We start from the raw sequence: 18,455 nt of genomic DNA on the forward strand, positions 1-18,455 counted from the left end.
ACTTTCGTCGGCGACAAGCTATGATCCTGCCCCGTGAGCAACAATTCGGAGGGCGACATGGCTAAGAACGATCCTGGATTCAACACCTTGGCGGTCCACGCAGGCGCACAGCCCGATCCGGCGACCGGCGCACGAGTGACGCCGATCTACCAGACGACCGCTTTTGTCTTCAACGATTCCGATCATGCGGCCGCCCTCTTCGGCCTGCAGGAGTTTGGTAATATCTACACCCGCATCATGAACCCGACGCAGGCCGTGCTCGAGGAACGCGTCGCCGCGCTCGAGGGCGGTACGGCGGCCCTTGCCGTCGCCTCCGGCCACGCGGCGCAGATGATCGTCTTCCACACCATCATGCGCCCGGGCGAAAATTTCATCGCCGCCCGCAAGCTCTATGGCGGCTCGATCAATCAGTTCGGCCATGCTTTCGAGAATTTCGGCTGGCAGGTGCGATGGGCCGATTCCGCCGATCCGGCGAGCTTCGAAAGTCAGATCGACGACAAGACCCGCGGCATCTTTATCGAAAGCCTTGCCAATCCGGGCGGCACCTTCGTCGATATCGCCGCCATTGCCGACGTCGCGCATCGCCACGGCCTGCCGCTGATCGTCGACAACACAATGGCAACGCCCTATCTCATCCGTCCGATCGAGCACGGCGCCGATATAGTCGTGCACTCGCTGACTAAATTTCTCGGCGGCCACGGCAATTCCATGGGCGGCCTTATCGTCGACGGCGGGACCTTCGACTGGTCGACGTCAGGCAATTACCCGATGCTGTCGAGCCCGCGGCCGGAATATAACGGCATGGTTCTGCACGCGACTTTCGGCAATTTCGCCTTCGCGATCGCTGCCCGCGTGCTCGGCCTTCGCGACCTCGGCCCGGCAATTTCGCCCTTCAATGCCTTCCTAATTCTGACCGGCATCGAGACCCTGCCGCTCAGAATGCAGCGCCACAGCGACAATGCCATCGCCGTCGCCCGGTGGCTGAAGGCGCACAGCAAGATCGCCTGGGTGAATTATGCCGGCCTCGATGACGATCCGAACCATGCCATGCAGCAGCGTTATTCGCCGAAGGGCGCAGGCTCCGTCTTCACCTTCGGCGTCCGGGGCGGTTATGAGGCTGGTAAGACGCTGGTCGAAGGACTTGAACTCTTCTCCCATCTTGCCAATGTCGGCGACACCCGCTCGCTCGTCATTCATCCGGCCTCGACGACGCACCGGCAACTGAGCGACGAGCAGAAGATCGCCGCCGGTGCCGGACCCGACGTGGTGCGGCTTTCCATCGGCATCGAAGACGTCAAGGACATCATCGCCGATCTAGAGCAGGCGCTCTCGAAGATCTGATTGTCCTGGCTGCCGTGGCCTCGCTTTTACGCGTCAGTCGACATCGCCGACAACCTGGAACAGGCTGGCGCAGGGGTTGGCCGATCTGCTGCGCGATGTGAGACCAATCGCCCTCAGGGCAGCAGCCCGCAACTACTCGTTTCCTCCAACAAGGCCTGGTCAATCAGTCTGATTGTGGTCACAAACGCTTTCAACTATGCCTTCCCGAACACAAGGGCGGAAGCGTTGAGATTACGCCGGCCATGGAAGGACCAGACATAATTATTGCAATGGAGGACAACGGGGCGGGCTGCCCAGCAACGGAAAGCAAAGCCGCTCCAGAACTTCGCTTTCGGAATATCGATCCGCAAGGTCGCTTCCCGATAGGATATGGACAGTAACGTGGTATTGGGTGCCGTTACTCTCTTTTTCGTATTCGAAATGACCCATTGGCTTCGTGACCGCCGAGCCAATTATTCCGGCTTCTTCGAAAGCTTCGCGCTCGGCGGTCTGGGCACTGGCCTCGCCATCCTCGATCGTGCCTTTGGGAATCCCCCAGTCACCGTTGCGTTTGCTCCGCACAAGCACTAGAGGCGTTTCGTCCGCCCGGGCCGTCAGGCAAACTCCCGCAGCCTGGTACACGGTCCGCCGCGGCGACGTTGTACGTACCGTTGTTTCGCGCTCAAGCAATATAGTGTCAGCCGATTTCCTGCGTCGCGGTGATGGGACAGCTCTACGTCACAAACATGTCATATAGCAAGGCGGATAAGGCGGCGGCGAACCGGCGATGACCACAATACCGGTCGGAAAGTTCCCGCTTGGTGACGCGTTACCCGTTTATCTCTTCCCGGTCCTGCATCCTATCACGCACGTTCTCCGGGCCCGCGATCAAAGCGGCAATCGCCGTCGCCTTCTCCCGATCACCGTAGCCGGCCACATAGCCCTCCAACAGGACGCTTCTGCCGACCATGCTTACAGAGATGGACGAGCTTTCCAGCTCTGGTTCCGCTGACACCGCGGCCTGCACGCTCGCAAGCTGATCGTTGGCTAGGCTTTCAGGCTCAAAGCTCATGGCAGTCCTCCTTCGTGATACGAAGGAAACAGCGAACTGGTAATTTGGTTCGCGATAGGGACTTAGGTCCGAGAAGCCATACCGGAAGGCGTACCGCCATCATGAAGGTAGGTCCCGACAGCTTCTGGAAGGCAGCGCAGGAGCGGAACATCGCCCCTGTTATGCCGGTTAGCCCCGCAAACATTGGCGCTAGCTATCGTTCGTACTGGGTCTTCGACCTACCCAATAACGGCCCTGTCGCTTACGTCGGTCCCACCAGCCGGCCTCGACGACAGGTTGGATGAACGTACATCATCTATAACTTCGCACCTGCGGTAATTGTCATACGATTTAAAACGCTAAATAAATACAAAAATCAGTTGCTTACTTGAAATTTCTCGACTACGTTTTTTAGCGAGAAGTTCCGAAATATCGGCGCTTGTCGGCGCTGCTCAGCGATCGTTTGACCTCGCTTGAGGGAGGATCATGACTTTGTTTGTCCGTCTTCGTTTCTTCGCGGTGGTGCAGCGAATGCGTGATCTCGTCTCGATCCGATACCGACCTACGACGGCAATCTGACGCGTCGTAAACCCTTTGTTCCACTTTTCTAAGATGGTGCCCCCGTGTGGCGCGCCCGAGGTTTGTTATGCAAAAGCAAGCTGTCGTATTCAATGGTCAGGAAGTCGGGATCGCGGTCCCCGTGGAAAACCGCCTCAAATTCATCGCCGTCCGCTTCAATGTCATCGACTTGGACAACAGGCTCTTCGACACGGTTACTGAAATCCGGCGCGCCATTACACAGCATCTGGCCTCCAGCGGTCGTGCGATCATCTCGCACTGAATGGCAGGAGATATTCTTCAACGTCACGGCACAACTGGGATTGCAGGCTCACTTGTGAAGCCCTGCAAAGCTGCCGCGTTTCAACTTGTGAGGAGATGAGGAATGTTGATCACGAGCGTCCAAGAAACAGAATGGGCCGTGCTCTCGCTGTCCGTTCAATCTTGGTTTAGGCACTACAAGGCCAAACCGGACGACAAGACATCGGAAATGATCTGCAGCGCGGCAATCGACCTTTTCAATCGCGGCCATCGCACCCAGGAGGAACTCACCAGTATATTAATCGCGCGGTTCCCCCTGATCGCGCCTGCGCCCGCAGCCCTTCATTAATCGCTCCGAGGCAATGGGAACATCGCGGATCTCAGCGCACTCGAAATCCGATACGAGGCCAGTGCCAAAGTCTAATAGGCGATAGATGGTGCTTCTCTGATTGGCGGAGTTAGGTCACGCGACTTGTTCGTATTTTGGCGGGTCGCCTCAGTTCTTGACCGAGGGCCTCCAGCGCCTGCTCACGTGACGATGGTGCTGCGGTAGTCCCAGAGTTCGCGCAATAGCCTCGCGACCGAAGACGCCGGCGCGCTCGATGAACGATCTAAGGCGTTTCGCCTTTGAAGTGCCGCGTCCGTTGAAGAGGCGGCTCTCGCTCGCCTTCGCGGCGGACGTCGTAATGTCGGCCCGACGATCTTTGGAATACGACCGACGCTACCTTGCTCATACCTTTTGCTGACTGCGGTGAATGGAGCAATCATGCCTCTCGTCATTCTCACTGGCGCATCGGGGGCCGGAAAAACGACAATCGCCGAAGCTATTGAGCGGCGGCATGGGCAAGAGATCGACGTCTTTTACCAGGACCGCATCGGCGTTCCGCCCGTCGAGGAGATGGTTGATCAATTCGGCTCTGTAGAAGGATGGCAGAGAGAGGCCACTTTTGCATGGATGGCGCGACTGTCGCCGCTCCTGGCAGAAGGGAGTAGCATCCTATTCGAGGGGCAGTCGCGTTTTTCCTTTCTGGCCGAAGCCGCCGAACGTGCCGGGATCGGTTCGCATTCCTTTATCTTGATCGATTGCGACGACGAGACCCGAGCCAGGCGCCTTTCGATTGATCGAGGCCAGCCTGATCTGTCAAATCCGGATATGATGAACTGGGCCGCCTTCCTACGGCATGAAGCACAGACATACGGATGCGAAATTCTCGACACATCGAACCTGACGGTGGAACAGGGAGTTGAACGTGTCCTTTGCGAATTGCGGCGGCAGCGTGTTTGATTTGGACCAGGCAGTTGAAGTTTGGCCGTTCCAGTGCGGCGTTCGTCCGCTTGTTCTGCTAAAAGCATAGAGAGGGAGGCCCAGTTGCACCTGACTTTGGAGTTGTTTGTCCAAACGCCTCAGACATCGATTGATTTCTACCAGCGAGTTCTGGGCTTTGAAGTCGAGGGCTCGACGAGCACGGAATATACGATGTTGAGAAACGGCGACGCCGTCATCGCGATCAATTCCCGAAGCGTCCTTTCGAGCGATCATCCGTTACGCGGCGAAATCGGCGACACGGTCGGCCTCGGCGTCGAGATCGTCTTGAAGGTCACTGATGTCGAGGATGCCTATCGCAAGGCGAAAGAGAGCGGCTGGCCACTTTCCGCCCTCGCCATGCGGCCTTGGGGACTGCGCGACTTTCGCCTTGTCGATCCCGACGGCTATTATGTCAGAGTGACCAGCACCCACAGGAACTGACTGGAATATCATGGCGGTTATGGGCTTCGTGCCAAACGCTGAGCGGCTGCGCTTCGGTGGCGACCAGTTGCAAATCGGTCGGATCAATTGCTGCCCTCGTGATCAGCGCGTCTCATGTCGCCGAGCCTCAGGGCGCTCGGATAGGAGGTCCTTGAGCCCTTTTCTTTAGTTCCCGCTACTTCACGTCGAAGCGGTTTTATTGCTCAGTTTTCAATTCCAAATTTCAGAAAACAAGCGTATGTTGCGCGGTCAGGATTGCAGTAACCATGCCTTGAGGGGTCGAGGACGATGTGCTGGAATACATCATCGGCATTCACGCCGGTCGCGCTTGCTTTGCGCGGTCCGGCAACACGCAAGATCGTCCGGACGCTCGGCGATGCGGCACATCTCCTGATCAATGATTGGCCTTCTGATGACGGCGAGGAATACGTCGCTGCCGTAAAAGCCTGTGTCGATGCAATTACCGGCAAAATTAGCCCGGAACGATTCCGCGAGGCGCTTCTGCTTGCAGCCCATGAAGCGGGTATCGCTGCTCTGACAATTGTCCCCCTCGGAGTGACAGAGCGGCGACCGGACCTGCGCTCAGCCGCGCCAAGATAGCCCCTCTTTCAAGCGGCTTCTGTCAGCCTGGCATTGCGTCAGATACGACCGCTGCCAAGGCAGGCAAAATTCTCACGAACTGAAAAGCATTGCCGTCAATTCTAACCGCGATCTTCACAAATGTCGCTGAAGGTGATGGGAAAAGGGCTCAGTTCCCAAGGGCGGTCAATGCCCTGTGCGACGAGAGACAAGTTGCAAAGATTTCGAACATTCGCGCGCAGACGTTTGCCGCGAAAGACACTGGCGACGGAGGGTTTATGATGGTTGCGGCGAATTTCATCACCTTCAACATGGATGGCGTCGAACCCGAGTTCGGCGCCCCGGAGGCCGCTCGGATCGTCTCCGGCGATCCGCAATTTCGCACCTGGAATCTGGAGGAGATCGACGGCGGTCTTTATTCCGGAATCTGGGAGGCAACACCCGGCAAATGGCGGATCGTCTACGAGGAGTGGGAATATTTCAGCCTGCTGTCAGGCCATTCGATCGTCACGGAGGACGACGGTGAGCCGGTTCATCTCAAGGCGGGTGACCGGATGATCTTGAGACCGGGCTTCAAGGGAACCTGGGAAGTCGTTGAAACGACTCGCAAGGACTATGTGATCAAGGTCTGAACAGCGGCTCAGAGCCGACTCTCACGTTGGCGGGCCTGTCCCGCTTTGCTGCGATTGTGACCCGTTTCTCCTGCAATAACCGCTTCCCCTCCGCCGATAAAAGGCATTTGATGTTGCCTATTAATCGAACCTAAATCGTCAAGTGCTAGACCTTATCTGCAGCGCATTGCGGACATGATGTCTCCTGCCGTCACTATAGACATGGCCTTGAAATTCATCTTTTCGGGATTGGCATGTCGTCGAATCTTGCGGGTAGGCACGTTCGGACCCAAACGTCTTTCATCATTGCGACCACCGTTTTCTTCCTTGTCGTCGCGCTCGTTCTGACCGGCCTCATGGCCCACGTCGTGGCCTCGATGACCCGATCGGCGAACGAAATCGACGATGCCAGGGCCAGTCGCGCCTCACGCGCAGCGATCGCAGCCTTTGTCAGCCGCCTGAGCGCGACGACAACCGACAACGCCGTATGGGATGATGCCTATAAGGCGATCGCAACTCCCGGAGCCGCGGATTGGGCTTATGAGAACTGGGGAAAGACCAGCGAGGATTACCCGCTGTATGACGGTGCCATCGTGACCGGTCCCGATCGCTCGTCGATCGTCTCCGCCTATGCCAAAGGCGAGCCCTTCCAGCCAAGCGCCTTTTTCGGCGAAGCTTTCTACCGGCAGATCAATACGGCCATCGATTTCCCACAGGCGCCGGTGGTCAATTTCATTAAGACGGAAACCGGCATCGCTGTCATCGCATCACAGCCAATCCAGCCTTTCGAGAAAGAAGGCGAGCTTCCGAAGCTCAGCGTGCTGAGCTTTTACAAAGAGTTCAACTCGGACGTTCTCAATACGCTGTCAAACGAACACGAACTCGAGGGCTTGCGCCTTGCTGCAGCGCCCGAGCCAGGTCTGCTCAACACGCCGATCACGGACATGAAGGGCGGTGTCATCGGCCATCTCGTCTGGCCGAGCAAAGCGCCGGGAAGCGCTGTGTTCCAACAGGTCTATCCCTTTGTTGCTGCCGCTACCATCATCCTCGTGCTATTCCTGGCCGGCGTTCTGCTGGTGGGCGCATCCGAGGCGCGGCGTCTGCGTCAACTGGCGCAGGCAGCGATTTTCGAAGCCAATCACGATAGTCTGAGCGGCCTCCTGAACAGGCATGGGCTTCTCTGCATGTTGGAAGACCTCGAAGGCTCGGACCTTTCACTGCCCAGGCTCTATCTGGTCGATCTCGATGGGTTCAAGGCGGTCAATGACGCCTGGGGCCATGCGGTAGGGGATGATTTGATACGGATGGTCTCTAAGGCGCTGATCGCCTGTCATCCCGAAGTCGTTGCTGCGGCTCGGTTAGGGGGGGACGAGTTCGCTCTTGTCCAGATCGGCACTGCTCCGCGTCACGAGATAGAAGACACGATTTTGGCGCTTTTTGCCGAACCCTTCAAAATTGAAGGGCGAACGATCGAGGTTGGAGCGAGCATCGGCGCTGCTGCCCGTGACGAAGACATTGAGCCGCTGGAGCTTTTGCGCAGGGCTGATATGGCGCTCTACCGCGCCAAGGAAAATGGCAAAGGCCGGGCGATCGAATATGACCCCGAACTGGATCGGGAGCGCCAAAGGATCGCCGAACTGGAAGCTCTGTTGAAGAGTGCGATCAGCAATGGCGCGATCGAAGCCGTATTCCAGCCTCTCGTTTCTGCGACGACCGGCGCGGTGACCGGTCTTGAAGCGCTCGCCCGCTGGCGGACTGCGACCGGAAATATCAGTCCGGAAATTTTCATTCCCCTTGCCGAAAGATGCGGCCTCATCGATGCGCTCGGCAGTCATATGCTGAAAACATCGATCGAGCACGCCAGAAATTGGCCAGGTATGGCCCTGTCCGTCAACGTCTCGCCGGTTCAGCTCTGCAATCCGGAATTTGCCGCCGACGTGATCTCCCTCCTGCAGGAACTCGATTTCGATCCGAGGCGGCTGACGTTGGAAATCACCGAAGGCGTCCTCATGACCAATCCGGATCAGGCGCGTCGGTCGATAGATCACCTCAAAAAGGTCGGTATCAAATTCGCGCTCGACGACTTCGGCTGCGGCTATGCAAGCATCGGCGCATTGCGGCAGTTCGGCTTTGATCGGATGAAGATCGACCGCTCGCTGGTCTCCGCTCTCGACCAGGCCTCGAATGGCGCCGATGTTCTCAAGGCGACCATCTCTTTGGCGACCGCTCTGCAGATTCCCGTTACGGCGGAGGGCATCGAGAATAGCCGTCAGGCGGCGATCTTGCGGGAGGCCGGCTGTGACCAGCTGCAAGGCTATTTGATCGGAAAACCGATGTCGGCGCTCGACATATCCAGCAGGCTTCAAGAACAGGCAGCGTAATGCCGCGAGATCGCGGCAGCAGGCTGGGCGGAACTTCGGCCGATCTGGGATACTGTGCCGATCACCACCGGAGATCCAAGCGGTCGAGCCCGTGGAAATGATAGACGTCCTTGACGAGGGGCGTCTTTGCCAGCCTGAGGCTGGGAAGCCGTTCGAACAGGATCGGCACCGCGACGTTAAGTTCCAGCCGCGCCAATGGCGCGCCGATGCAGAAATGGATGCCGGCGCCGAAGGAGAGGTTCGGCGCCTCGTTGCGGTCGGGCCGGAAGGCGAGGGGATCGGTGAATTTCGCCGGGTCGAGATTGGCGGCGGCGAGGATGAGGTTTACCTTGTCGCCGCGCTGGAAGGAGACGCCATCGATCTCCGCGGGCTCGAGCGCCCAGCGCTGGAAGATGTGGACGGGCGCGCAGATGCGCAGGGTCTCCTCGATGGTGCGCTCCGTCGCCGCATCGTCCCGGAAGAGTTCTGCCGGATCTCGACCGCTGTTGAGGATGGTGTGCACGGAGTTGCCGATCTGGTGCACTGTCGCTTCATGGCCGGCATTGAGCAACACGATCGTCGTTGAAATGAGTTCTTCTTCAGTGAGATACTGGCCCTTGTGCTCCGTGCGGATCATGTGGGTCAGCAGGTCATCGCGAGGCTCTGCCCGGCGTTCGGCGATTGCCCCTCTGACATAGTCGGAAAATTCTCTGGCCGCCCGTTCGGCCTCTTCTTCTTGCTGGCGTGTGCGGCCGAACATGTACATGCGCACATAGGCATGCGACCAGGCGAGCAACTGCGGCCCCATATCCTCGGGGATGCCGATCATGCGGGCAATCATCGTCACCGGGATGATGTCGGCAAAAGCCGAGAGCAGCTCGACTTCGCGCTTCTCCGCAAAGCCGTCGATCAGCCGATTGGCAAGCTCGACAAGCTCCGGCTTCATCTTCTCGACATGGCGGGAGACAAAGGCGCGGTTGACGAGCGTGCGCAGACGCGTGTGCTCCGGCGGTTCCAGCTCGAGCAGGGAGTAACGTTCCGAGAGATCGAAACTTTCAAGATGCGGCATCGGCTCGGCGAGGCCTAGCTCCTCCCGGCTGGCGATATGGAGGATCTGCCGGCCGAAGCGGCGGTCGCGCAACAGTCCGTTCACATGGTCGTAGCCGGTGAAGAACCACTGTTTCTGCTCCTCCCAGTAAAAGGTCGGGCAGTGGGCGTGAAGAGCCGCATAGACGGCGTTCGGATTGCCATAGAAGGCCGGGTTGCGAGCATCCAGCGAGACATGGCGGCTGGCGCGATCGATCGAGAGAAAGGGCGGTATGGTCATGCGTTGAGGCTTAACGGATTTCTCCGACCTGTAAAAGATGCGGGAGAGAAAGGCCGGCGGAAGCCGGGCACGCCCGATCAGACGCGCTGACCATATCGAGATTTTTGTATAAGCCTGGGGAATGAATCTGTTTCAGACTTGCGGCTAACCGGCCCGTGACAGCGTGCCCATGCGCCGCAGCGCCTCGACCTGGTCGTCGACCGTGGGCACGAGCTCGCCGGCGGTGGTGCTTGGCGTGACTGGCGCTGGAGCCGCCGCTTCCTCTTCGCCGAAGGTGACCGTGCAATTGCGGCCGGCGGCCTTGGCCGCATAGAGAGCCCGGTCGGCGGCTGAGATCAGTTTGTCGATATTGGCTTCGATCGAGGAGGCGAGCGCGATGCCGATGCTCACCGTGACCGGAACGATTGCTTCGCCAGTGCTGACGGGAAAGCGGCAGAATTCGGTACGGATCGCTTCGGCGATCGCCTCGGCTTCCGTCTGATCCGCGACAGCTGCGAAGGCGGCGAATTCTTCCCCGCCCATGCGGCCGAAAATGTTGTTTGGAATATATTGCCGGGCCATGCGCGCGAAGGCGGTGAGCACCGCGTCGCCGGATTGATGGCCGAAACGGTCGTTGACGCGCTTGAAATGATCGAGGTCGAAAAGGATCACCGCGACCTGCCGCTGCTCGCTATGGGCTCTCTCCTGGATGGACTCGAAATAGCCGAGCAGGCCACGGCGGTTGAGCACGCCGGTCAGGGAATCGGTCAGCGTCATGGCGCGCAGATGCCGTTCGGAGCGCTCCATCACCAGTCGACAGGTAAGCGCGAAGGCGATGGTGAGCAGGAAGGCGCTTGCCATGGCCGAGACGCCGCCGAGATTAGTGGCCTCGATATCGCTCGGCAGCGTAACCGCCATCGTCAGCGCCGAGCCGAAACACAGGCAGCCCTGGATGACGAACACTCCCATAAGCTTAGTGCGGGTGCGCTCGCGGCGGATGTCGCCGGCGGCGACCGCCATGGCCAATGCCGTGGCGCCCGTCGCCGAAGCGAGATTATAAAGCACGACGCGGTTGGAATAATCAGTGTTAACCCAGGGCAGAAAGACCCCGGCCAGCCAGATTGCCGGCGGCAGCAGAGCCCACCATTCGATCTTCTTGCGGTCGAGTGCGAGAAAACCCGCCACCCAGGCGCTCTGGCCGAGCAGCGCGATGGCATTGCCCACCTCGATGGAAAACAGGCTGGGGATTTCGCTGCGCAGCGAGATCATCGCAAAGCCTATGGCGGTCAGAAAGAAGCCCAGGCCCCAATAGAGATAGGCTTCATTTCTGACATTGTGGCGCCAAGCGACGAAGAGCACCAGAGCGAGCGTCATGGCCTCCGAACACCAGATGGCGAGACCTGTAGCGATATTGAACACGGCAGCAACCCCTTGCCCGTCGACCTTGTCTGTTGGCCCGCATCCTTGCGGAGGAAGCTCGCCACTTCCTTAATGTCGTTGCACTGCGGCATGATTTTCGGCCGGTATCTGGCGATAGGCTTTCCGTTGGGTAAACGTGCTTGAGCGCTGTCGAATGGAGTAACCTTTCCTTCATTCTGTCATGGAGAAAAGCGAGGGGAGACGACATCGGGGGCTCGCGGCCGACAGGCGTTTGCGAGAAAGAGGCTGTCGGCGCCCAAGCCCTGGGGCCTTGCCCGTCTTCTTAACGTTATCCCAATGCGTGTCTTGAAGAGGAGGGCAGGGACACTCTATGTAGGGATAAGACATTTTCTTTGATTCCCGGCGTGCCGGCATGACGTTGACAAAGGACGCACATGAGAAACCCAGTTGATACCGCAATGGCCCTCGTGCCGATGGTCGTCGAACAGACCAACCGCGGTGAACGCTCCTACGACATCTATTCCCGTCTGTTGAAGGAACGCATCATCTTCCTGACCGGCGCCGTCGAGGATCACATGGCGACGCTCGTCTGCGCCCAGCTTCTCTTCCTCGAGGCCGAAAACCCGAAGAAGGAAATCGCTCTCTACATCAATTCTCCCGGTGGCGTCGTCACCGCGGGCATGGCGATCTACGACACGATGCAGTTTATCAAACCGGCGGTTTCGACGCTCTGCATCGGCCAGGCCGCGTCCATGGGTTCGCTGCTGCTGGCGGCCGGCCATAAAGACATGCGCTTCGCCACGCCGAATTCCCGCATCATGGTTCACCAGCCCTCGGGCGGCTTCCAGGGCCAGGCCTCGGATATCGAGCGCCACGCCCGCGACATCCTAAAGATGAAGCGCCGACTGAACGAGGTCTATGTCAAGCACACCGGCCGCAGCTACGAGGAAGTTGAAAAGACGCTCGATCGTGACCATTTCATGGATGCGGACGAGGCCCAGGGCTGGGGCGTCATCGACAAGGTTCTGACATCACGCCTCGAGATGGAAGGCGAGCAGGCCTAGTAATTAATTGGGATGGTGTTTTCCTCGCCACAGTTCTATCTCATTTGTGATCGAACAAGGCTTTCAACTGGCGACGAAGACGCTAATAGTAACTATTAATGCTATGTTGAATTTTTATGACATAGCATTCGGCATTCGAAGGGGAATTCGTTGCCACCGGGACCATGACATGGTTGATTGGGACCGGTTTGTAGCCCCTGAAGCCCTTCTCGGCAAAGGCTCCGGAAACGGAGTGCCGCCAGGAGCTGATAGAGTGGACCGCGATTTCGCCTTGAAATGCGGCGTGCTGGAAGGAAAGTGATATGAGCAAGGTCAGCGGCAGCAACGGCGGCGACTCCAAGAACACCCTCTATTGTTCGTTCTGCGGAAAGAGCCAGCACGAAGTCCGGAAACTGATTGCCGGACCGACCGTCTTCATCTGCGATGAATGCGTCGAATTGTGCATGGACATCATCCGCGAGGAGAACAAGTCCTCGATGGTCAAGTCCCGCGACGGCGTCCCGACGCCTCAGGACATCATCAAGGTCCTCGACGAATACGTCATCGGCCAGCGGCAGGCGAAGAAGATCCTGTCGGTCGCCGTTCACAACCATTACAAGCGCCTGGCGCATGCCTCCAAGAACGGAGAAGTCGAACTGGCGAAGTCGAACATTATGCTCGTCGGCCCTACCGGCTGCGGCAAGACCTATCTGGCTCAGACGCTCGCCCGCATCATCGACGTTCCCTTCACCATGGCGGATGCGACGACGCTGACGGAAGCAGGCTATGTCGGCGAGGACGTCGAAAACATCATTCTGAAGCTCCTGCAGGCGGCCGACTACAACGTCGAACGCGCGCAGCGCGGCATCGTCTACATCGACGAAGTCGACAAGATTTCGCGCAAGTCCGACAATCCGTCGATCACCCGCGACGTCTCGGGCGAGGGCGTGCAGCAGGCGCTGTTGAAGATCATGGAAGGCACGGTCGCTTCCGTTCCGCCGCAGGGCGGCCGCAAGCACCCGCAGCAGGAATTCCTGCAGGTCGACACGACGAACATCCTGTTCATCTGCGGCGGCGCCTTCGCCGGCCTCGACAAGATCATCTCCGCCCGCGGCGAGAAGACTTCGATCGGCTTCGGCGCGACTGTGAAAGCTCAGGACGACCGCCGCGTCGGCGAAGTCCTGCGCGAACTGGAGCCGGAAGATCTGGTCAAGTTCGGCCTCATTCCCGAGTTCATCGGCCGTCTGCCGGTTTTGGCGACGCTCGAGGATCTCGACGAGGACGCGCTGATCCAGATCCTATCCGAGCCGAAGAACGCGCTGATCAAGCAGTATCAGCGGCTGTTCGAGATGGAAGATGTGGAACTCACCTTCCACGAGGATGCATTGCGCGAAATCGCCCGCAAGGCGATCGTGCGCAAGACCGGCGCCCGCGGCCTTCGTTCGATCATGGAGAAGATCCTGCTCGACACGATGTTCGAACTGCCGACGCTGGAAGGCGTGCGCGAGGTGGTCATCTCGGAGGAGGTGGTGCGCGGCTCGGCTCGTCCGCTCTACATCTATGCCGATCGTCAGGAAGAGAAAGCCAACGCTTCCGCGTAATCTTATGGTTTTCGCACCGTTATTTTAAGGGGCTTGCCATAGGCGAGCCCCTTTCTATTTGAAAAACCATGCGAGGCGCTGTTAGTATTTTGCCGGTGGGAACTGGAGCTTGCCTTTGCCGATGTTGCGCAAGGGGCGATGCTTGGCAATGATGCAGTGATTCCGTGAGTGTATTGCTGGCGTTGTATATAGCCGGGTCGGAAGTGGTAAGCGCCGGTCCAGCCACGCGTTTCATAGTGCTGGTGTTCCGTTGTAACGAAGCTGTCATATACGGGGAACGAGGGCGTTAGCGTGGCTTGAAAAGCATAGTAAGAACCTCCACTTGTAGGCCAAGTGAGAGTGCCGGCTGATCCCAAGCGGCCGTGCAAAGAGCCCGGCAACGGGACGATGGAAAGGATAAAAAATGACGAAGAAAACGTCTGTAGCGAGCAGCACTGCCTACCCTGTTCTGCCTTTGCGTGACATCGTGGTTTTCCCGCATATGATCGTGCCGCTGTTTGTCGGACGGGAAAAGTCGATCCGCGCGCTCGAGGAGGTCATGGGCTCGGACAAGCAGATCATGTTGGTGACGCAGATCAACGCCAGCGACGATGATCCGGACCCTTCGGCGATCCACAATGTCGGCACCGTGGCAAACGTGCTGCAGCTGCTGAAGCTGCCTGATGGCACCGTCAAGGTTCTGGTCGAAGGCCGCGCCCGCGCCGAGATCGACACTTATACGAGCCGTGAGGATTTCTATGAGGCGCTCGGCCATGTGCTCGAGGAGCCCCATGACGATCCGGTCGAACTGGAAGCTTTGTCGCGCTCGGTCGTTTCAGAATTCGAAAGCTATGTGAAGCTGAACAAGAAGATTTCGCCGGAAGTGGTCGGTGCCGCCAGCCAGATCGACGACTATTCCAAGCTCGCCGATACGGTCGCCTCGCATCTGTCGATCAAGATCACCGAGAAGCAGGAGATGCTGGAGACGACGAGCGTCAAGCAGCGTCTCGAAAAGGCTCTCGGCTTCATGGAAGGCGAGATCTCGGTGCTGCAGGTCGAAAAGCGCATCCGCTCGCGCGTCAAGCGCCAGATGGAGAAGACCCAGCGCGAATATTATCTCAATGAGCAGATGAAGGCGATCCAGAAGGAGCTCGGAGACGGCGAGGAAGGCCGTGACGAGATGAGCGAACTGGAAGAGCGCATCTCCAAGACCAAGCTGTCCAAGGAGGCCCGTGAAAAGGCGGAGGCGGAGCTGAAGAAGCTGCGCCAGATGAGCCCGATGTCGGCGGAAGCCACGGTCGTGCGCAATTATCTGGATTGGCTGCTCGGCATTCCGTGGGGCAAGAAGTCGAAGATCAAGGCCGACCTCAACAATGCCGAGAAGATCCTCGAGGCCGATCACTTCGGTCTGGACAAGGTCAAGGAACGCATTGTCGAATATCTCGCCGTGCAGGCTCGCGCCACCAAGATCAAGGGCCCGATCCTCTGCCTCGTCGGCCCTCCGGGCGTCGGCAAGACCTCGCTCGCCCAGTCGATCGCCAAGGCGACCGGCCGTGAGTATGTCCGCATGGCGCTCGGCGGCGTTCGCGACGAAGCCGAAATCCGCGGTCACCGCCGCACCTATATCGGCTCGATGCCCGGCAAGGTCATCCAGTCGATGAAGAAGGCGAAGAAGTCCAACCCGCTCTTCCTGCTCGACGAGATCGACAAGATGGGCATGGATTTCCGCGGCGACCCGTCCTCGGCCTTGCTCGAAGTGCTCGATCCGGCGCAGAACTCGACCTTCGTGGACCATTACCTGGAAGTCGAATACGACCTGTCGGACGTGATGTTCATCACGACGGCGAACACGCTGAACATTCCGGCGCCCTTGATGGACCGCATGGAGATCATCCGTATCGCCGGCTACACCGAGGACGAAAAGCGTGAGATCGCCAAGCGGCACCTGCTGCCGAAGGCCATCAAGGAACATGCGTTGCAGCCGGAAGAGTTCTCGGTCAGTGACGACGCCCTGATGGCGATCAGTCAGCAATACACCCGTGAAGCCGGTGTCCGCAGCTTCGAACGCGAACTGATGAAGCTCGCCCGCAAGGCGGTCACCGAGATCATCAAGGGCAAGACGAAGTCCGTTCACGTGACGGCCGCCAACATCGCCGACTATCTGGGCGTCCCGCGCTTCCGCCATGGCGAAGCCGAGGGCGAGGATCAGGTCGGCGTCGTGACCGGTCTTGCCTGGACGGAAGTCGGCGGCGAGCTGCTGACCATCGAAGGCGTGATGATGCCGGGCAAGGGCCGCATGACGGTTACCGGCAATCTGAAGGACGTCATGAAGGAATCGATCTCGGCGGCGGCTTCCTACGTCCGCTCGCGCGCTGTCGATTTCGGCATCGAACCGCCGATGTTCGAAAAGAACGACATCCACGTGCACGTGCCGGAAGGTGCGACGCCGAAGGATGGCCCGTCGGCCGGCGTCGCCATGGCAACCGCCATCGTTTCGATCATGACCGGCATCCCGGTCAACAAGCATGTGGCCATGACCGGTGAAATCACCCTTCGCGGCCGGGTGCTGCCGATCGGCGGTCTCAAGGAAAAGCTGCTTGCGGCGCTTCGCGGCGGCATCAAGAAAGTGCTGATTCCGGAAGAAAACGCCAAGGACCTGGCGGAGATTCCGGATAACGTGAAGAACAGCATGGAGATCATCCCGGTCTCGCGGATGGGCGAGGTGATCAAGCATGCGCTGATCCGTCGGCCGGAGCCGATCGAGTGGGATGGCACGGTGGAAACGCCCGTCATCACGTCGGTCGAAGGTCTCGACGATTCGGGCGCGACCATAGCGCATTGAGTGGCGTTTGCCACATTTATGCCCGATTGAAGCAAAAGACGCAAAAAGGCTGGCGGAAACGCCAGCCTTTTTTGTGAAAACGTCATGGAGACGCTTGCTTTTCCTTGATTTGCAGGGCTTTTGGGTTTTCGGCGGGCCTGATGAAACCTATTCTGCGCCTAGCTTAGATTTGAGTCGTTTCATACCATTTAGAAAGGGGTGGAAACATGAACAAGAATGAACTCGTGTCCGCAGTGGCCGAAAAGGCAGGACTGACGAAGTCTGACGCGGCTTCCGCTGTTGACGCGGTTTTCGACGTTGTCCAGGCCGAACTCAAGAACAAGGGCGATATCCGCCTCGCTGGTTTCGGCAGCTTCACCGTTTCTCATCGCGCTGCAACGAAGGGCCGCAACCCGTCGACCGGCGCTGAAGTCGACATTCCGGCCCGCAACGTGCCGAAGTTCACGCCCGGCAAGGGCCTGAAGGACGCCGTCAACGGCTGATTCATCATCCGCCGGCCGTAAACGAGAACGGCTGAGCAGGTTTTCGAGGGGTTCGGCGCTGCCGGACCCCTTTTGTTTTGCCGCTTGCCGTATGCAGCGCTTTGTCTTACCAACAATGCTGTTCTCAGGGCGGGGTGAAAGTCCCCACCGGCGGTAAGGGCTGTGGCCCGAGCCCGCGAGCGCCTTCTCAAGCTTCGGCCGGGGAAGGGTCAGCAGATCCGGTGCGATTCCGGAGCCGACGGTATAGTCCGGAAGAAAGAGAATGAGCATGGCCGTGAGCGGGCAGGGGGACTGCCGGCTCCTGCGCGCCGTCGCCTCATGCGTCCTGATTTATGTTGGTCCCTTTTTTGGATAAAAGACATGAATCAGAATTCCCTTGCAGTCCCGCGTTCTCGCGCCTTTGCCGGCGCTGCTTTCATGGTGCTTGGAGGCGTGGCCTTCTCGCTGCTCAACGTCGTCACCCAGTGGCTAACCATGAAACTCGCCTTTCCGCCAGCCTCCGCAGCCTTCTGGCAATATGGCTTCGCCTTCCTCTTCTCCTTGCCCTTCCTGCGCAAATCAGGCCTTGCGGCGATGCGTACCGACTATCCCCGGCGGCACGTCGTGCGCGTCCTCTTTGCCGCGCTTGGTGTCGAGGCCTGGGTTTCCGGTCTTGCCTCAGTGCCGATCTGGCAGGCGATCGCGCTGGTCATGACCTCGCCCTTCTTCATTATCCTCGGCGCCCGCCTGTTCCTCGGTGAGCGCGTCGGCCCGGCACGCTGGGCAGCGACCGGTGTCGGCTTTGCTGGCGCGATGATCATCCTCCAGCCATGGTCTGATAGTTTCACCTGGGCTGCCCTCCTGCCGGTGCTCTCGGCGCTGCTCTGGGGCGCCTCCTCGCTCATCACCAAGAGCCTGACCGGCATCGAAAGACCGGAAACGATTACCGTCTGGCTGTTAGTGCTGTTGACGCCGGTCAACGCCGGCCTGGCGCTTGCGGCGGACTTCGCGGTGCCGACGGGCACGACGCTGGCGCTCTTCCTTGTGGCAGGCCTCCTGACGGTCGTGGCGCAATATCTGCTGACCCTTGCCTATGCCAGCGCCGATGCCGCCTATGTCCAACCATTCGACGACCTGAAGCTGCCGCTGAACGTGCTCGCCGGCTGGCTGTTCTTTGGCTATGCGCCGGCCGGTTATCTCTGGCTGGGAGCCGCGCTCATCCTTTCAGCGTCGCTCTTCATCATGCGAAATGAGATGCGCCGGGAAGGGGAAGGGGCCGATGTAAACCTCTGAAAACTCGCGGACTGTCATGTCTCTGTCATGGCAGTCCCGCAAAACCCCTCTGTTCGATCTTTC

The 18,455-nt window shown here is 59.0% G+C and carries 17 protein-coding genes and 1 riboswitch; of the genes, 13 read left to right on the top strand and 4 right to left on the bottom strand.

Annotation, left to right across the window (positions count from 1 at the left end; translation table 11 throughout):
- Positions 1-57: 57 nt before the first annotated feature.
- Positions 58-1,341, top strand: coding sequence for an O-acetylhomoserine aminocarboxypropyltransferase (locus tag NMA58_RS06270; RefSeq protein WP_434712732.1), 1,284 nt, complete (start codon positions 58-60; stop codon positions 1,339-1,341).
- Positions 1,342-1,602: 261 nt separating this feature from the next.
- On the opposite strand, the gene NMA58_RS06275 is transcribed toward NMA58_RS06270, so the two are convergent.
- A complete protein-coding gene (locus NMA58_RS06275) occupies positions 1,603-2,010 on the bottom strand; it encodes an NUDIX hydrolase (protein ID WP_434712733.1) in 408 nt (135 codons plus the stop codon).
- Positions 2,011-2,149: 139 nt separating this feature from the next.
- A complete protein-coding gene (locus NMA58_RS06280) occupies positions 2,150-2,392 on the bottom strand; it encodes a BON domain-containing protein (RefSeq protein ID WP_285192864.1) in 243 nt (80 codons plus the stop codon).
- A gap of 625 nt (positions 2,393-3,017) precedes the next feature.
- On the opposite strand from NMA58_RS06280, the gene NMA58_RS06285 reads away from it, so the two are divergent.
- The 7 genes from NMA58_RS06285 to NMA58_RS06315 all read left to right on the top strand — a co-directional run bounded on the left by NMA58_RS06285 (position 3,018) and on the right by NMA58_RS06315 (position 8,508).
- Complete coding sequence (locus tag NMA58_RS06285) at positions 3,018-3,212, top strand: hypothetical protein (protein WP_064711990.1); 195 nt, start codon at positions 3,018-3,020, stop codon at positions 3,210-3,212.
- A 102-nt stretch (positions 3,213-3,314) separates the two neighbouring features.
- The gene (locus NMA58_RS06290; RefSeq protein WP_085777758.1) at positions 3,315-3,539 is read left to right on the top strand and encodes a hypothetical protein; all 225 of its coding nucleotides are present in this window, start codon (positions 3,315-3,317) and stop codon (positions 3,537-3,539) included.
- Positions 3,540-3,956: 417 nt separating this feature from the next.
- A complete protein-coding gene (locus NMA58_RS06295) occupies positions 3,957-4,475 on the top strand; it encodes an AAA family ATPase (protein WP_434712734.1) in 519 nt (172 codons plus the stop codon).
- Positions 4,476-4,559: 84 nt separating this feature from the next.
- Positions 4,560-4,937, top strand: a complete 378-nt coding sequence (locus NMA58_RS06300; RefSeq protein WP_434712735.1) for a VOC family protein — start codon at positions 4,560-4,562, stop codon at positions 4,935-4,937.
- A 288-nt stretch (positions 4,938-5,225) separates the two neighbouring features.
- Positions 5,226-5,537: a DUF982 domain-containing protein gene (locus tag NMA58_RS06305; RefSeq protein ID WP_434712736.1), complete on the top strand. Its 312-nt coding sequence runs from the start codon at positions 5,226-5,228 to the stop codon at positions 5,535-5,537.
- Between the two features lie 257 nt (positions 5,538-5,794).
- Positions 5,795-6,148, top strand: coding sequence for a cupin domain-containing protein (locus NMA58_RS06310; RefSeq protein ID WP_434712737.1), 354 nt, complete (start codon positions 5,795-5,797; stop codon positions 6,146-6,148).
- Positions 6,149-6,381: 233 nt separating this feature from the next.
- Positions 6,382-8,508, top strand: coding sequence for a bifunctional diguanylate cyclase/phosphodiesterase (locus NMA58_RS06315; RefSeq protein WP_434712738.1), 2,127 nt, complete (start codon positions 6,382-6,384; stop codon positions 8,506-8,508).
- Positions 8,509-8,569: 61 nt separating this feature from the next.
- Here the strand turns inward: NMA58_RS06315 and NMA58_RS06320 are convergent, their stop codons facing one another.
- Both NMA58_RS06320 and NMA58_RS06325 read right to left on the bottom strand, forming a co-directional pair.
- Positions 8,570-9,814, bottom strand: a complete 1,245-nt coding sequence (locus NMA58_RS06320) for a cytochrome P450 (RefSeq protein WP_434712739.1) — start codon at positions 9,812-9,814, stop codon at positions 8,570-8,572.
- Positions 9,815-9,958: 144 nt separating this feature from the next.
- Positions 9,959-11,212: a GGDEF domain-containing protein gene (locus NMA58_RS06325; protein ID WP_434712740.1), complete on the bottom strand. Its 1,254-nt coding sequence runs from the start codon at positions 11,210-11,212 to the stop codon at positions 9,959-9,961.
- A gap of 395 nt (positions 11,213-11,607) precedes the next feature.
- Between NMA58_RS06325 and clpP the strand changes: the two genes are divergently transcribed.
- From clpP to NMA58_RS06350, 5 genes are all read left to right on the top strand, one after another.
- Complete coding sequence (gene clpP, locus NMA58_RS06330; protein ID WP_038688182.1) at positions 11,608-12,237, top strand: ATP-dependent Clp endopeptidase proteolytic subunit ClpP; 630 nt, start codon at positions 11,608-11,610, stop codon at positions 12,235-12,237.
- A 302-nt stretch (positions 12,238-12,539) separates the two neighbouring features.
- Complete coding sequence (gene clpX / locus NMA58_RS06335; protein WP_004680013.1) at positions 12,540-13,817, top strand: ATP-dependent Clp protease ATP-binding subunit ClpX; 1,278 nt, start codon at positions 12,540-12,542, stop codon at positions 13,815-13,817.
- Between the two features lie 403 nt (positions 13,818-14,220).
- Positions 14,221-16,638, top strand: coding sequence for an endopeptidase La (gene lon / locus NMA58_RS06340; RefSeq protein ID WP_434712741.1), 2,418 nt, complete (start codon positions 14,221-14,223; stop codon positions 16,636-16,638).
- A 206-nt stretch (positions 16,639-16,844) separates the two neighbouring features.
- Positions 16,845-17,120 (top strand): DNA-binding protein HupB, encoded by a 276-nt coding sequence (gene hupB, locus NMA58_RS06345; protein ID WP_003558438.1) that lies wholly within the window; start codon positions 16,845-16,847, stop codon positions 17,118-17,120.
- Between the two features lie 116 nt (positions 17,121-17,236).
- Positions 17,237-17,388, top strand: a riboswitch (FMN riboswitch).
- An 83-nt stretch (positions 17,389-17,471) separates the two neighbouring features.
- Positions 17,472-18,392 carry a DMT family transporter gene (locus tag NMA58_RS06350; RefSeq protein WP_434713384.1) on the top strand — a complete coding sequence of 307 codons (921 nt, stop codon included), beginning with the start codon at positions 17,472-17,474 and terminating at the stop codon, positions 18,390-18,392.
- The last annotated feature ends 63 nt before the right edge of the window (positions 18,393-18,455 follow it).

The organism is Rhizobium sp. YTUHZ045, assembly GCF_051124255.1.
Classification (GTDB): Bacteria; Pseudomonadota; Alphaproteobacteria; order Rhizobiales; family Rhizobiaceae; genus Rhizobium.